Consider the following 15,218-nt stretch of genomic DNA (forward strand, 5'->3'; position numbering starts at 1 on the left):
GTATCCAGTAATGGTATTGTCTGATAGAGTAAAGCTGGTTTTTATTGATGATAATATAACATATACTCTATATAGCTTTTAAGATAGGCTGTTTGTTCCTTTAATTTATGAGCCATTTGTAATCAGATTACGAAGATTTTCTCTACATTTGTCTTTATTAGTCTTGTAATCTTCTATTAAAGTTTAATACTCCGATGAAAAAAAAGTACCTGATATTTCTTTTGCTTCTCTCTTTTCCACTATATACCTGGGCCGATAAGACCTTGGACTCACTGTTGAATGTGCTTGATTTGACGATTCAAGAACATGAGACTTATGTCGCTCAACGTGAATCACGTATCAAGCACCTTAAAGAACTGACACACGGAATAGAACCTAATTCCGCGGAACAGTACAATCTGAACAGTCAGATATACAAAGAATATAAAGCCTTTATCTGCGACTCTGCAATTCACTATTTGAATGAAAATATCCGGATTGCAGAGCGCTTGCGTGATACGGACCGGAAGATAGAAAGTCAGTTGCAGCTTTCGCTATTATTATCATCAACTGGAATGTATAAAGAGTCTCTTGATGTGCTGGAATCGGTAGACCGTCGGAAAATCATTCCTCGTTTAATAGCCGATTATTACACCTGCTTTGACCATGTGTATGGCGAGTTGGGCGTTTATACACAGGATAAAACCCTTTCGGGACGTTATTGGAGTATTTCACAGGCATATAGAGATTCATTATATGCTATATTGCCTCCGGAATCGGAAGAATACCTGCTGATGCGTGAAGCATCATTTCGCGATCAACACCAGTATGAGGATGCCCTGAAAGTGAATGATCTCCGGTTGACGAAAATAGAACCATATACTCCCCAATATGCGATGGCTACTTATCATCGTTCTTTGATTTACAAGTACAGTAATGATAGTCTGGGAGAGAAACGGAATCTTTGTCTTTCTGCTATATCGGATATTCGTTCTGCCATTAAGGACCATGCTTCGTTGTGGATGCTTGCCCAGCTACTTTACGAAGATGGTGATATGGAACGTGCGTACCAATATATGCGCTTTTCGTGGAATGCGACCAAGTTCTACAATGCCCGTCTGCGTAGTTGGCAGAGTGCTGACGTGCTTTCATTGATTGATAAAACCTATCAGGCAATGATTGAAAAGCAGAACGACCGTCTTCAACAGAACCTGCTGCTTATCACTGCACTGTTGGTGTTGTTGATTGTAGCTTTGGGATATATCTACCGTCAGATGAAAAAGCTGGCAGATGCAAGAAATCATCTTCAGGTAGCTAATAAGCAGTTAAACGGATTGAATGAGGAGTTGAGGCAGATGAATAGTTGCTTGTCTTCCACCAATATCGAACTCTCGGAGTCCAATCAGATCAAGGAAGAGTATATTGCCCGTTTCATCAAGTTGTGTTCTACTTATATCAACCGTTTAGACGCTTACCGGCGGATGGTGAATAAGAAAGTGTCTGCCGGACAAATTGCGGAGTTATTAAAGATAACGCGTTCCCAAGATGCTCTTGACGAAGAACTGGAAGAATTGTATGCTAACTTTGATACAGCCTTTTTGCATCTCTTCCCTAACTTTGTGGGAAAATTCAATGACTTATTACAGGAAAATGAACAGATTTTACCGAAGAAAGGCGAGTTATTGAATACTGAACTGCGCATCTTTGCTTTGATACGTCTGGGTATTGAAGATAGTTCACAAATTGCGGAGTTTCTTCGTTATTCAGTGAATACAATTTATAATTATCGGGCGAAAGTAAGGAATAAAGCCCGTGGATCGAGAGAGGATTTTGACGATTTAGTGCGAAAAATTCGCTAATTCGGACTGTAAATCAACCACTTTTTTAGGTATATGTTCTGAATGTAAATAGATGAAAATGAGTGGATTGTCGTTTTGTGTGATCCACTTATTGCCCCCTCCTTGTTAGCTCACTTTAATTTCTTTATACTTTTGACCTGTGCTTCGAAAGTAATGAGAATAGCCCATTGCTGACGAGCGTCTTATTATTAACTTTAAAACTTAGTACGCATGAAAAAAAACAGGCGAAAAATCCTTTCGGGGAGTCGCAAGATTTTCTTTGCTATCTTGGCAATGTTTTTATCTTTGAGTGCATCCGCACAGCAAATTACTGCATCCGGTCAGGTCCTGGATGCTCAAAAAGAACCGCTAATCGGTGTTAGTGTACAAGAGAAAGGTACGTCTAACGGAGCAATTACCGATTTAGATGGCAACTTCACATTAAACGTTAAGCAAAACGCCATTTTGATATTCTCTTATGTGGGTTATAAGTCGCAGGAGGTAAAGGCAGCCCACCAGATGAAGATCACACTTCAGGAAGATAATGAAGTGCTTGATGAAGTGGTGGTCATCGGTTATGGTTCGGTGAAACGGAAAGATGTGACTACCGCTATCTCTTCCGTATCTACCAAGGATTTGGATATGCGGCCTATTGTTTCGGCAGGACAGGCCATTCAAGGTAAGGCAGCCGGTGTCTCGGTGATTCAGCCTAACGGTACGCCGGGCGGTGAAATGTCTATCCGTGTTCGTGGTACTACTTCAATGAATGGTAGTAATGATCCGTTGTATGTAGTAGATGGAGTGCCTGTAGACAATATCAAGTTCCTTTCTCCGAATGATATTGAGAGTATGCAGATATTGAAAGATGCTTCATCGGCATCTATCTACGGTTCGCGTGCTGCTAACGGAGTCATTCTAATTACTACGAAGGCCGGTGCAGCCGGTAATGCCAAAGTTTCTTTGACAGCCCAGTTCGGTTTGAACAAAGTGGCCGATAAAGTAGAATCCCTGAATGCAGCACAATATAAAGAATTGCAGGATGAAATCGGACTAGTGTCTTTGCCGGACGGATTACCCGATCGCACCGACTGGTTTGATGAAACGTATACGACCGGAAAGACTCAAAATTATCAGGTAGCTGTATCCAATGGTAATGAGAAAATGAAATATTACCTTTCTGCGGGTTACCTCAAAGAACAGGGAGTGTTGGACATCTCTTATTACAAGCGTTACAATTTCCGGGTAAATCTGGAAAATCAGGTTCGTAAATGGCTGACAGTAAGTGCTAATATCTCTTATTCAGATTATACAAGCAATGGAGGCGGAGCAATGGGAACAGGCTCGAATCGGGGTGGTGTTATTCTGGCTGTTATCAATACACCGACTTATGCGCCGGTGTGGGATGCTTTGAACCCTAATCAGTATTACAATAACTTCTATGGAGTGGGTAATATCACCAATCCATTAGAAAATATGGCCCGCGCGAAAAATAACAAAGACAAAGAAAACCGCTTGTTGGCATCGGGTAATATATTGCTGACTCCATTTCCGGAACTGAAGTTTAAATCTACTCTTACTCTTGACCGTCGCAACGCCGTTAATACCACTTTTCTTGATCCGATTTCTACTGCTTGGGGCCGCAATCAGTATGGTGAGGCTTCGGACAATCGGAATATGAACACAGTGCTGACATTTGATAATGTATTGACTTATAATAAAAACTTCAAGAAACATGGCTTGGAAGTAATGGCCGGTTCGTCATGGACGGATTCAGACTATTCAAATAGCTGGATCAACGGTTCACACTATCGTAGCGATCAGATTCAAACATTGAATGCTGCCAATAAAATATCTTGGGATAATACAGGTACAGGTGCATCTCAATGGGGAATTATGTCATTCTTCGGACGTGTAGCTTATAACTTCGACAGTAAATACCTGGTAACGGCTAATCTTCGTGCCGATGGTTCTTCTAAATTGCATCCCGATCATCGTTGGGGCGTATTTCCTTCATTCTCTGCAGCCTGGCGTATTTCTTCGGAAAAGTTCATGGAGAACCTGACATGGATTGACGATTTAAAATTGCGCGGTGGCTGGGGACAAACCGGTAACCAGTCGGGTATTGGTGACTATGCATATTTGCAGCGTTACAATATCGGTCGTATCGAATGGTTTAAGAAAGGCGGCGAAGGTGATTCTACTGATTATGCAAATGCTGTTCCTACCATTAGCCAGGCCAACTTGCGTACATCTGATTTAACATGGGAAACCACGACACAGACCAATATAGGTCTGGATCTGACCATATTGAATGGACGGTTGACGTTTAATGCCGACTATTATTATAAGAAGACCAAAAACATGTTGATGAATGTATCATTACCTGCCGGTGCCGCAGCCGCTACGTCTATTGCCCGTAACGAGGGTGAAATGGTAAATAAGGGTTTTGAGCTTTCTATTAGTTCGAAAAATCTTCGTGGAGGAGCATTTACATGGGATACAGACTTCAATATCTCTTTTAACCGGAATAAATTGACAAAACTGGAATTACAGAAAGTTTATTACGATGCTAAAACTGCGGATGTGGTGAATGACTATGTGGTACGTAATGAGCCGGGCCGTGCTTTGGGAGGTTTCTACGGTTATATAAGTGATGGGGTAGATCCTGAAACCGGTGAATTGATGTATCGTGATTTGAACAATGACGGTAAAATATCATCTTCCGACCGTACCTATATCGGTGATCCGAATCCGGATTTCACCTATGGTATGACTAATACCTTTTCATGGAAAGGCTTTAACTTGAGTATCTTTATCCAAGGTTCTTATGGAAACGATATTTATAATGCTTCACGTATTGAAACGGAAGGTATGTATGATGGTAAGAATCAGTCGGCCCGTGTATTGAATCGTTGGAAAATACCCGGACAGATAACAGACGTGCCTAAGGCTAATTTCAAATTGCTCAATTCTACCTATTTTGTAGAAGATGGCAGTTATCTAAGATTGAAGGATGTTTCCTTGTCCTACAACGTTAAAGGTAAACTATTGAAGAAATGGGGAATTACCCGTTTGCAACCTTACTTCACGGCTACTAACCTGCTGACATGGACCAGCTATTCGGGAATGGACCCGGAAGTAAACCAATGGGGTAACAGCGGTACGGTACAAGGTATCGATTGGGGTACTTACCCTCATTGCAGATCATACGTGTTTGGTATTAATGTTGAATTCTAATGAAAGGAAAGATTATGAAACTAAGAACTATATTTTACGGATTAACCTCCGGCTTGCTATTGGGACTTTCTTCCTGCTCGCTGAATTATGAGCCATTAGACACCTATTCGGATGTGACGGAAGGAGTGACAAGTGATGGTACAAAAATCGTATTCAAGGATAAAGCTGCAGTTGAAAGTCATCTGACAACACTTTATAATCAAATGCGTGACCGTCAGGAACATTGGTATGTGGATTTACTTTTGATTTCAGACTCCCATTCGGATAATGCTTATGCCGGTACTACCGGAGCGGAAGTTGTTCCGTTTGAGAATAACTCTATTGAAGGTTCCAATTCTGTGTTGGAACGTGACTGGAACCGTTATTTGGAGGATGTGGCCCGTGCCAATAAACTCATTTGTAACATTGACCTGGTGACAGATAATTCGTTGACTACTGCCGAACGGGCGCAATACAAAGCAGAAGCGAAGATATTCCGTGCCATGGTAATGTTCGACATGGTACGTCTGTGGGGCGATTTTCCGGTGATTACAACGGTGGCTGATGATATTACTTCTGAAAACATTGATGAGGTATATCCACAATATTTCCCCAAACAAAATACGGAACTTGAAGCTTATCAGCAGATTGAAAAGGATTTGTTGGATGCAGTATTGTATGCTCCGGACAATACGCCGGGGAATAAAACGTTGTTTTCCAAATCTGTAGCTCGTACCTTATTGGCTAAAATATATGCCGAGAAACCTTTGCGTGATTATACGAAAGTTATCCAATATTGTGATGAGGTGAAAGCAGACGGTTTTGATCTGGTAGATGATTTCAGTGATTTGTTTGGAATGAATGCTGCGGGAACAGATGCAAAGATGCGCAATACAAAAGAATCGATTCTTGAAGCACAATTTACATCCGGAGCAGGTAACTGGTGTACATGGATGTTCGGACGTGATCTCGTGAACTGGAATAACAATTTCACGTGGGCGAAATGGGTGACTCCGTCACGTGACCTGATTAGTGCTTTCAAACAGGAAGGGGATGAAGTCCGTTTCAAAGAATCAATAGTCTATTACGATTGTAATTGGAGCAACTATTATCCGTCTGATAATTATCCGTTCATGTATAAATGCCGCTCTGCCAACAGCAGTATCATCAAGTATCGTTATGCCGATGTCCTGTTGCTGAAAGCAGAAGCGCTGATTATGCAGGATACGCCGGATTTGGAAGGAGCCGCCGATATAATAGATGAAGTGCGCGACCGTGCCAAATTGGGAGCACTTCCCACCTCTGTCCGTTCAAACAAAAACGTCCTGCTGAATGCTTTGCTTAAAGAACGTCGGTTAGAACTGGCTTTTGAGGGACAACGATGGTTTGATCTGGTCCGTCTGGACAAGGTAGAAGAGGTGATGAATGCAGTGTATGCTAAGGATTCAGGTCGCAAAGCGCAGATTTACACTTTTGATAAGAACTCTTATCGTTTGCCAATTCCGCAGTCGGTAATCGACGCGAATGATAAGATTCACCAGAATCCGGGTTATTAATTCAACTAAAAACATAGAAAACTTAAGATTATGATAGACATGAGAAATATAGCATTGACCTTTTTAGGATGCTTCACCATATTAGCTGCATGCAGCAACAGTGACGATGCGGAGAAACCGGTTACACCTGTTGCGACCGGAGATGTGACTATTTATGCGACCACTAGCAGCCTGACTCGCGATTTGACCCGTGATGCCGTTAATTTCAGCTCGAAAGATAATTTGGCACCTACTTCAATCACATTGAACCCAACTGAACAATATCAGACAATGGATGGCTTCGGAGCTGCTATCACAGGCGCCACTTGTTTTAATCTTCTGCAAATGAAACCGGAAGATCGTCACGCCTTCCTTACGGAAACATTCTCTGACGACAAAGGCTTCGGATTTAGCTATATCCGTATCTCTATCGGCTGCTCGGACTTTTCATTGAGCGAATATACCTGCTGTGATACGAAAGGTATTGAGCATTTTGCTTTGCAAAGTGAAGAGAAAGACTATATCCTTCCGATTCTGAAAGAGATTTTGAGCATCAATCCTTCTATTAAAGTCATTGCCGCCCCTTGGACTTGTCCAAAATGGATGAAAGTAAAGAGTCTCACAGATCTTACTCCGCTGGATTCATGGACAAACGGTCAGCTGAATCCAGCCTATTATCAGGACTATGCCACTTATTTTGTGAAGTGGGTACAAGCCTTCAACGCCGAAGGCATTGATATTTATGCTGTAACTCCCCAGAACGAACCGTTGAACCGTGGTAATTCCGCTTCACTTTATATGAGTTGGGAAGAACAGAGGGACTTTGTGAAAACAGCACTCGGACCTAAATTCAAAACAGCCGGACTGGCTACGAAAATTTATGCATACGATCATAACTATGATTATAGTGATATTGCAACGGAAAAGAACTACCCCGGTAAGATGTATGAAGACGCAGCTGCTTCCCAATACCTGGCCGGAGCTGCTTATCACAACTATGGCGGGAATCGCGAAGAGCTTTTAAATATACATAAAGCTTATCCTGAAAAGGAACTTCTTTTCACGGAGACTTCTATCGGAACATGGAATAGCGGACGTGATTTGTCGAAACGATTGCTGGAAGATATGAAAGAAGTAGCATTGGGTACGATCAACAACTGGTGTAGGGGAGTTATAGTGTGGAACCTGATGCTTGATAATGACCGTGCTCCTAACCGTGAAGGCGGTTGCCAGACTTGCTACGGAGCGGTGGATATCAGTAATAGCGACTATAAGACAATTATCCGCAACTCACATTATTATATCATCGCCCATCTCTCAAGTGTGGTGAAACCGGGAGCGGTACGTATCGGTGCATCCGGCTATGCTGATAGCAATATCATGTATTCTGCTTTCGAGAATCCGGATGGAACGTACGCTTTTGTACTGATGAATAATAATGAAAAGACTAAAAAGATAACCTTAAGTGATGGTAAGCGTCATTTTGCTTATGATGTTCCGGGCAAATCTGTGACTTCCTATCGTTGGGCAAAGTCGGAATAAGAACTTTAAAACGATCAAGACAATGAAAAAAAACAGTTATATTATATTGGCTTTGGCAGGAATGTTATCCATGAATTCCTGTAATGATGACGAATTCTTGCCCGGTAATCCGAGTATGGAAATCAAAGCAGAGAATGCAGATGCTCTTTTTGGTGACAGTCTTCCGTTTACGATTAAAGCCTCGGATGTGGATGTGCCTCTTTCTACGTTGAAAGCACAGCTTTTTTATGGAGAAGAACAAGTGTCTGAAACGGTCATCCGTACAAAGACAAGCGGAAATGACTATACTGGTAAAATCTTTGTTCCTTATTATGCTAATATTCCTAATGGAAAGGCAACTTTGAAATATATTCTTCAGAACATTCATTTTACTACCACAGAAATGACGAAAGAACTCGCTCTGGCACGACCGGACTTCCCCTATCTGACATTAGTGGATGAGGAAGGAAAAGAGTACCGGATGGAACGTCAATCCATGTACAAGTATAGTGTGACAGGAGACTTCTCGCAAAAGATGAAAGCGTATATCAAGACTCCGAAAGTGGGAGAGAATGGGAACGAATTGACCTTCGGCTGGGAGAATGGAACGATTGAAGCCGGTTCTACTAATGCTATCTCATTTTCTAATACGGAACCGGGAAATTATGCTATCAAGTTTAATACGTTGACTTACGAGGCAGAACCATTTGCCAAGTTAAAGGTGAACGGTGAAGATATGGAATTGGTAGAGAATGATATTTATGCAATCAAGTTGACTTTGAAGAAAAATGACATTCTAGCGTTTGAAGGGGTGCCTGATTATGATAATTGGTGGATAGACCAGGATTATTTTGAAAAGCAGGAAGATGGAACATTGAAATTCCTGCCGATTGACGGAAGTTACCAAATAACAGCCAATGGTAAAATGAAGTATTTCTCTGTCATTGCTTTGAAGAATGGTGAGGCTGCCAAGTTGCAGGATGATGGAACAGGTGCTATCTGGGCTATTGGAACAGGAATCGGTAAACCGTCGGTGGCACTTTCTGAAGTAGGGTGGACTCCGGAAAACGGTCTGTGTATGCCACAGCTTACTGCGAAGAAGTATCAACTGACATTTATAGCTGGCGTTACCATGAAAGTGGATGATATTAACTTTAAGTTCTTCCATATCAATAAATGGGACAACGGCGAGTTTAAGGGTGATGCTATTTCTACAACGAGTGAATTGGTTAAAATCTCATCGGACGGAAACTTGGGACTGGAAGAAGGTCAGAAGTTCGAAAGAGGAGGTATTTACAGGTTTACAGTTGATGTGACGAAAGGCAATACCAAGGCTGTGTTGACAGTGGAGAAAGTAGGGAAGGTAGATTTACCTGCACCGGATATTTTCTTTGGTAATGATAAGATGGAGGTGACAGATACTGATATATATAAGTCGGATCAGGCGTTTACACAAGGACAAATGATAACTGTCACGGGCATTGATAATTTGAATGAATGGTGGATCGATCCTGATTTCTTTGAGAAACAAAGTGATGGTGCATTGAAGTTCCTGCCGATTAACGGAGATTATCGGGTGACAGCTAATGCTGTTTTGAAGTATTTTTCTGTAATGGCTTTGAAAGATGGTAAACCGGCCAAATTGCAAGATGACGGAACGGGTGCAATCTGGGCTATCGGGAAAGGAATCGGTAAGCCTTCTGTTGCGTCTTCCGAAGTAGGTTGGGAGCCAGGTAAAGCGCTCTGTCTGGCGCAAGTTGCTCCTAAAAAGTATCAGCTAACCTTGAAAGCCGGGGAAACGTTGAAGACTAGTGGTGACCCGGAAGTGATTAGTTTTAAGTTCTTCCATCAAAATGATTGGGGAGGAGAATTCGGCAATTATGCAAACTCTATTTTAGTGGAACAGCTTAAACTTGCAGATTCCGGAAATTTGGAAATGCAGGATAATAAAGCATTTGAAGAAGGAGCTGTCTATCGATTTACCATTGATGTAACGAATGGTAATGCAAATGCTGATTTGAAGGTTGAGAAAATAAATTGATCTGAAGATTGATGCCGGATTTTTATTGAACCTATCCTGAAAGGGTATGATGAATTGTACCCTTTCAGGATTCATCTTTGGTCGGAATAATGTAAAAAACATTAATAAACCCGTCCGGCACTAGGAAATATCCCCTGTTTGGGAGTCTATATAAATAAAGTATTAACTCATTTCTTATATCATCAATAAACATGAAACTCAAAACAATGTTACTTGGCTTGTCTGTGATGACTGCGTTGTCTGCCTTTGCGCAGAAGCCCGTGTATCTGGATACTGGTAAGCCTATCGAAGAGCGAGTGAAAGATGCATTGAACCGGATGACCCTTGAAGAAAAGGTGAAGATGATTCATGCGCAGTCTAAATTTAGTTCGGCAGGCGTTCCCCGCCTCGGAATCCCCGAAGTATGGGCTACCGACGGTCCTCACGGTATCCGTCCGGAAGTGTTGTGGGATGAATGGGATCAGGCGGGATGGACAAACGACTCCTGTATTGCCTATCCGGCACTGACGTGTCTTGCTGCTACATGGAATCCCGAAATGTCGCATCTTTATGGGAAAAGTATCGGTGAAGAGGCGCGTTATCGCAAGAAAGACATCTTGTTGGGTCCCGGTGTGAATATCTACCGTACTCCCTTGAACGGACGTAACTTCGAGTATATGGGAGAAGACCCGTATCTATCCGCCACTATGGTAGTTCCTTACATCAAAGGTGTACAAGAGAACGGGGTAGCTGCCTGTGTGAAGCATTATGCATTGAACAATCAGGAGTTCAACCGTCATACCACCAATGTGCAATTGAGTGATCGTGCTCTTTATGAAATATACCTGCCTGCTTTTAAAGCGGCTGTTCAGGAAGGTGGAACATGGTCGATTATGGGCTCTTATAATCTTTATCAGGGACAGCACGCTTGTCACAACAAGCGTCTGCTTAAAGATATTCTTCGTGATGAATGGGGCTTTGATGGTGTTGTAGTGTCCGACTGGGGTGGTGTGCACAACACCGAACAGGCTATTCACAACGGCATGGACTTGGAATTTGGTTCCTGGACGAACGGACTGTCTGCCGGAACGAGAAATGCGTATGATAATTACTATCTTGCTTTCCCTTACCTGAAACTGATAAAAGAGGGTAAAGTAGGAACAAAGGAACTGGACGAAAAGGTTAGCAATGTCCTTCGTCTGATATTCCGTACTTCAATGGATCCGCACAAACCGTTCGGCTCTTTAGGCTCCCCCGAACATGGACAAGCCGGACGTGAGATAGCTGAAGAAGGAATTGTATTGTTGCAGAACAACGGTAACGTATTGCCTATTGATTTGAATAAAGCGAAGAAAATAGCAGTGATCGGTGAAAATGCGATAAAGATGATGACTGTGGGCGGTGGTAGTTCTTCTTTGAAAGTGAAATATGAGATTTCTCCGTTGGATGGACTGAAAAGCCGTGTGGGCTCAAAAGCGGAAGTGGTATATGCCCGTGGGTATGTAGGCGATCCGACAGGAGAGTATAACGGTGTGAAAACCGGTCAGGATTTAAAGGACAACCGTTCGGAAGATGAACTGCTCGCTGAGGCTTTGCAAGTGGCTAAAGATGCCGACTATGTTATCTTCTTCGGTGGCTTGAACAAGAGCAATCATCAGGATTGTGAAGATTCGGACCGTGCTTCTTTAGGTTTGCCTTACGCGCAGGATAGAGTGATAAGCGAACTGGCAAAGGTGAATAAAAACCTGATTGTTGTCAATATCTCCGGCAATGCAGTGGCTATGCCTTGGGTGAATGAAGTGCCTGCTATTGTTCAAGGTTGGTTCCTGGGTTCGGAAGCCGGAACAGCTCTTGCTTCCGTATTGGTGGGAGACGCTAATCCTTCAGGAAAACTTCCTTTCACTTTCCCTGCAAAACTGGAAGATGTAGGTGCTCATAAACTGGGAGAATATCCGGGTAATAAAGAAGAACTGGCACAGTCTAAACATAGAGGAGACACCATTAATGAAATCTATCGGGAAGATATTTTCGTAGGTTATCGCTGGGCGGATAAAGAGAAAATCAAACCGTTGTTCCCGTTCGGACACGGATTGAGCTACACTACTTTTGCCTATGGAAAACCTTCGGCCGACAAGAAGACAATGACAGCAGATGATACCATTTCTTTCACAGTCAATGTGAAGAATACAGGCACTCGTGAAGGTCAGGAGGTTGTTCAGCTTTATATCAGTGATAAGAAATCCTCTCTCCCTCGTCCGGTAAAAGAGTTGAAAGGTTTCCAAAAAGTGAAACTGGCTCCGGGAGAAGAGAAAGCGGTAACGCTGACGATTGATAAGAAAGCATTGAGCTTCTTTGATGATGCCAAACACGAATGGGTGGCCGAACCGGGCAAGTTTGAGGCAATCATCGGTAGTTCATCCAGAGATATTAAAGGTATTGTACCATTTGAGTTGAAATAGGTAGATGTTTGGTTAGAGATCTTTTTTAGGAGATGAAGGCGGTTCCGGGTACAGGAGCCGCCTTCTTTGTTTATAGTCAGGATAGAACTTACTACCATTCACCCTTAATTTGTATTATCTTCCCATATAGGAAAAAGTAGCTTTAAGTTCGATGAGAAAAGGATAAAATCGAATTTGTCCACAAAATGTGGACGATTTGCCTGTTCCGTACAGAATCGAATAATTTTTTCCACTGGATATTTATTTCCCACCTTTTCAACTCCCCTTTCACCTTTTCTCTGTTTCCTCGATGAATAAGGAGTTTACGGGTGAAGGGCAACAACTTCACTATCTCTTCACCAGTAGCGATTAGTTTCAAGAATTGTTTCAAGGCTTGAAACAATCCGTTTCTCGGTGCGAAACACTTCGTTTCCCTGCTTGAAACAAAGTGTTTCAAGCAGGGAAACGAAGTGTTTCAAATAGGGTTGAAACTAATTGCGAAATAGCTTTATAAATCTTGCTCAATGGTCTACGAGTTTGAGGCAGTCATCGGTAGTGCATCCAGAGATGTGAAAGGTACTGTGCCGTTGTTTTAAGTATTAATACTTGAGTTATAGGCTATTAATACTTTGTATCTAGGTTATTAATACTTGAGTTGTTGGATGTATATACCCAAGACGCAGGATATATATATCCAACGTGTAGGATATATATGCCCAATACATTGGATATATATACCCAACAAATTGGATGTATACACTCATTAATTTATATGATGTAAGCATTTCCACAGTGCTATCTTGTCATTTATCCCTCGGCTTTTTATCTTTGTGAAGGAGGTGAAGGATGGTTCTTTCTGTATTTTGCATCCTCTTTCACCATAAGATTTTGATTTATAGTCATTCAGCTAAAGGTGAAACCGGTGAACCTTCAAAATGAATCTTATAGTTGTAAGTAGGCTTTAGAAAGTTCTGTCTTAAGCTTATTGCTGTAAACTTCAATTAATACTGATTTTCTTTTCTCTTTTCTGATTTTATATTCTATCTTTGTAGTGCATTCCATTTTAAACCACGGCGGAGAACCTGCCGTATCAGTGTGGCGGGCTTTTTTATGTCCGTCTCATTAATCCTATATGGCGGTTTCGTACCCCCATGTAGGATGTTAGTGCACCTACTGCTGTCGTGGATAGTGGAATGCAATGGGACAGGCGGAACCGCTTCTTTTATTCCTTAAAACTACCTTTCTGTATCGCCCCATTAAACTTAATTTATTCACCATTTAATTAAAATTCTTATGGAAGAAGTTTTAAGCAACCAGGAGGCCCGTCCGGGGGACGCGACGCAACTCATGCACGCTATCTTTTCATCCGATGATGAAATGATGTCTTTTTATCTGACCCTCAATTGTTTTATGAATCCTGAAAGCTATCTAGTGGAACGAACAGATCGAAAGAGACTGGAGGATTTAGCTAATACGCTTTATAGTAATGTGGCGGCCTTTGAAGCCATCCGTACTTATAAGTCGATAAGTGTGAAAGAGGTGATTAGAGGATTCGGCGCGCACATGATGAATACGCAAATCTCCAATACCAATCGTTTCCAGAGTGCCGATGCAGTGGGAACGTTAATGAATTGTATACTGAATACCACTAAAAACAGTTGGCAGTTTAAGAAAATGGATCGGAATAACAATATACATCTTCAGAATGTACGATACTTATTGAATCGGTTGGATGTGGCAGAATCTAATGAAGAAAAGAATCGTGAAGAAGTAGCGGTATAAACAGCTTTATAGAGCTCATTTAGTGATTATGGTTTAGTTGAGAGTATGATATGAGATACATCACATGTGACGCTATCGCTAAACCCTAATCATTTTGTCAATGATAGAAATATTTATAGATAATGACAGTTTGAAGCGGTAAACATCTTCCTCCAGATGGGAGGGCTACAATAACTTCATGAACTCTGTTATAGTTACAATTTTTGTCCGGTTATGTTTTTCTAGGACTAATAAATCTTTGTCTCCAGTAACAATGTAGTTAGCTTTGATCGTATCGGCTAGAGAGAGTAAATAAAGATCTTTTTTGTCTCTAATCTCTGATTTGCTTTTTGTTTGGATGACGACATATTTTCCGTATAAATGGATAAGTTTAAGTGTATCGTCTAGATCTTCCGGACGAATATATTTTCGTATTTTCTCCCGCGAAGAAACATCATAGAATTCATCTAGCAGCTCACGGCATACATATATTTCTAACGAGGGATGGGTAAGTAATGTGCGCATAGTCGCAATCTTGCGTCCTAGCATGAATGAAATCCATAGATTTGTATCAATAATTATTCTCATTTCTCGTATCTTATAGCATTTAATTCTGCAAGAATTTCTTCTTCAGAAAGATTCACTCTTTTTGGACGTGATGCTATATAGTCTTTTAAAAAGTCTTCTCTGATATCAATGTCCCAACCCATTTTCTTTGCAAGCTCTTTGAAGAATTTTATATCAGACTTTGGTATACTCAAGAAAATACCTTGATTCATAGTTGTATCCATAACTATTTCCCTTTCATTATTAAGTATCTAACGAATACAAAGATAAGAAAGTTCTCTTGTTTCTCAAATCATTTATCATATCTTTATTTCACTTTAGCAAAAATGAAGGATAACATACT

General features: G+C 41.4%; 9 protein-coding genes. 7 read left to right on the forward strand and 2 right to left on the reverse strand.

From position 1 onward, the window contains the following. Nucleotides 1–194: 194 nt before the first annotated feature. The 7 genes from HMPREF9009_RS04395 (at nucleotide 195) to HMPREF9009_RS04430 (ending at nucleotide 14,329) form a co-directional block, all read left to right on the forward strand. Nucleotides 195–1,838 (forward strand): DUF6377 domain-containing protein, encoded by a 1,644-nt coding sequence (locus HMPREF9009_RS04395; protein WP_049701556.1) that lies wholly within the window; start codon nucleotides 195–197, stop codon nucleotides 1,836–1,838. A 210-nt stretch (nucleotides 1,839–2,048) separates the two neighbouring features. Then, on the forward strand, nucleotides 2,049–5,054 hold the full coding sequence (locus HMPREF9009_RS04400) for a SusC/RagA family TonB-linked outer membrane protein (RefSeq protein WP_049701557.1): 3,006 nt from the start codon (nucleotides 2,049–2,051) through the stop codon (nucleotides 5,052–5,054). Beyond that, entirely contained in the window at nucleotides 5,054–6,589 is a 1,536-nt protein-coding gene (locus HMPREF9009_RS04405; RefSeq protein WP_008023874.1) for a RagB/SusD family nutrient uptake outer membrane protein, read from the forward strand. Before HMPREF9009_RS04400 ends, HMPREF9009_RS04405 begins: the two co-directional genes overlap by 1 nt. Before the next feature lie 30 nt (nucleotides 6,590–6,619). Further along, nucleotides 6,620–8,110, forward strand: a complete 1,491-nt coding sequence (locus HMPREF9009_RS04410; RefSeq protein ID WP_008023876.1) for a glycoside hydrolase family 30 protein — start codon at nucleotides 6,620–6,622, stop codon at nucleotides 8,108–8,110. A 22-nt stretch (nucleotides 8,111–8,132) separates the two neighbouring features. Next, a complete protein-coding gene (locus HMPREF9009_RS04415) occupies nucleotides 8,133–10,130 on the forward strand; it encodes a DUF5125 domain-containing protein (RefSeq protein WP_049701558.1) in 1,998 nt (665 codons plus the stop codon). Between the two features lie 191 nt (nucleotides 10,131–10,321). Further along, entirely contained in the window at nucleotides 10,322–12,568 is a 2,247-nt protein-coding gene (locus HMPREF9009_RS04420; protein WP_049701559.1) for a glycoside hydrolase family 3 C-terminal domain-containing protein, read from the forward strand. A 1,272-nt stretch (nucleotides 12,569–13,840) separates the two neighbouring features. After that, complete coding sequence (locus tag HMPREF9009_RS04430; protein WP_008023881.1) at nucleotides 13,841–14,329, forward strand: hypothetical protein; 489 nt, start codon at nucleotides 13,841–13,843, stop codon at nucleotides 14,327–14,329. Nucleotides 14,330–14,494: 165 nt separating this feature from the next. On the opposite strand, the gene HMPREF9009_RS04435 is transcribed toward HMPREF9009_RS04430, so the two are convergent. After that, complete coding sequence (locus tag HMPREF9009_RS04435) at nucleotides 14,495–14,896, reverse strand: putative toxin-antitoxin system toxin component, PIN family (protein ID WP_008023883.1); 402 nt, start codon at nucleotides 14,894–14,896, stop codon at nucleotides 14,495–14,497. Next, nucleotides 14,893–15,099: a hypothetical protein gene (locus HMPREF9009_RS04440; RefSeq protein ID WP_008023884.1), complete on the reverse strand. Its 207-nt coding sequence runs from the start codon at nucleotides 15,097–15,099 to the stop codon at nucleotides 14,893–14,895. Before HMPREF9009_RS04440 ends, HMPREF9009_RS04435 begins: the two co-directional genes overlap by 4 nt. Nucleotides 15,100–15,218 lie beyond the last annotated feature (119 nt).

The organism is Bacteroides sp. 3_1_13, assembly GCF_001185845.1.
Lineage (GTDB): Bacteria > Bacteroidota > Bacteroidia > Bacteroidales > Bacteroidaceae > Bacteroides > Bacteroides xylanisolvens.

Excerpts from the sequence above, each read along its gene's own strand:
- HMPREF9009_RS04440 (WP_008023884.1), bottom strand. The coding sequence starts at position 15,099 with ATGGATACAACTATGAATCAAGGTATTTTCTTGAGTATACCAAAGTCT.
- HMPREF9009_RS04435 (WP_008023883.1), bottom strand. The coding sequence starts at position 14,896 with ATGAGAATAATTATTGATACAAATCTATGGATTTCATTCATGCTAGGA.
- HMPREF9009_RS04400 (WP_049701557.1), top strand. The coding sequence starts at position 2,049 with ATGAAAAAAAACAGGCGAAAAATCCTTTCGGGGAGTCGCAAGATTTTC.
- HMPREF9009_RS04430 (WP_008023881.1), top strand. The coding sequence starts at position 13,841 with ATGGAAGAAGTTTTAAGCAACCAGGAGGCCCGTCCGGGGGACGCGACG.
- HMPREF9009_RS04420 (WP_049701559.1), top strand. The coding sequence starts at position 10,322 with ATGAAACTCAAAACAATGTTACTTGGCTTGTCTGTGATGACTGCGTTG.
- HMPREF9009_RS04410 (WP_008023876.1), top strand. The coding sequence starts at position 6,620 with ATGATAGACATGAGAAATATAGCATTGACCTTTTTAGGATGCTTCACC.
- HMPREF9009_RS04415 (WP_049701558.1), top strand. The coding sequence starts at position 8,133 with ATGAAAAAAAACAGTTATATTATATTGGCTTTGGCAGGAATGTTATCC.
- HMPREF9009_RS04405 (WP_008023874.1), top strand. The coding sequence starts at position 5,054 with ATGAAAGGAAAGATTATGAAACTAAGAACTATATTTTACGGATTAACC.
- HMPREF9009_RS04395 (WP_049701556.1), top strand. The coding sequence starts at position 195 with ATGAAAAAAAAGTACCTGATATTTCTTTTGCTTCTCTCTTTTCCACTA.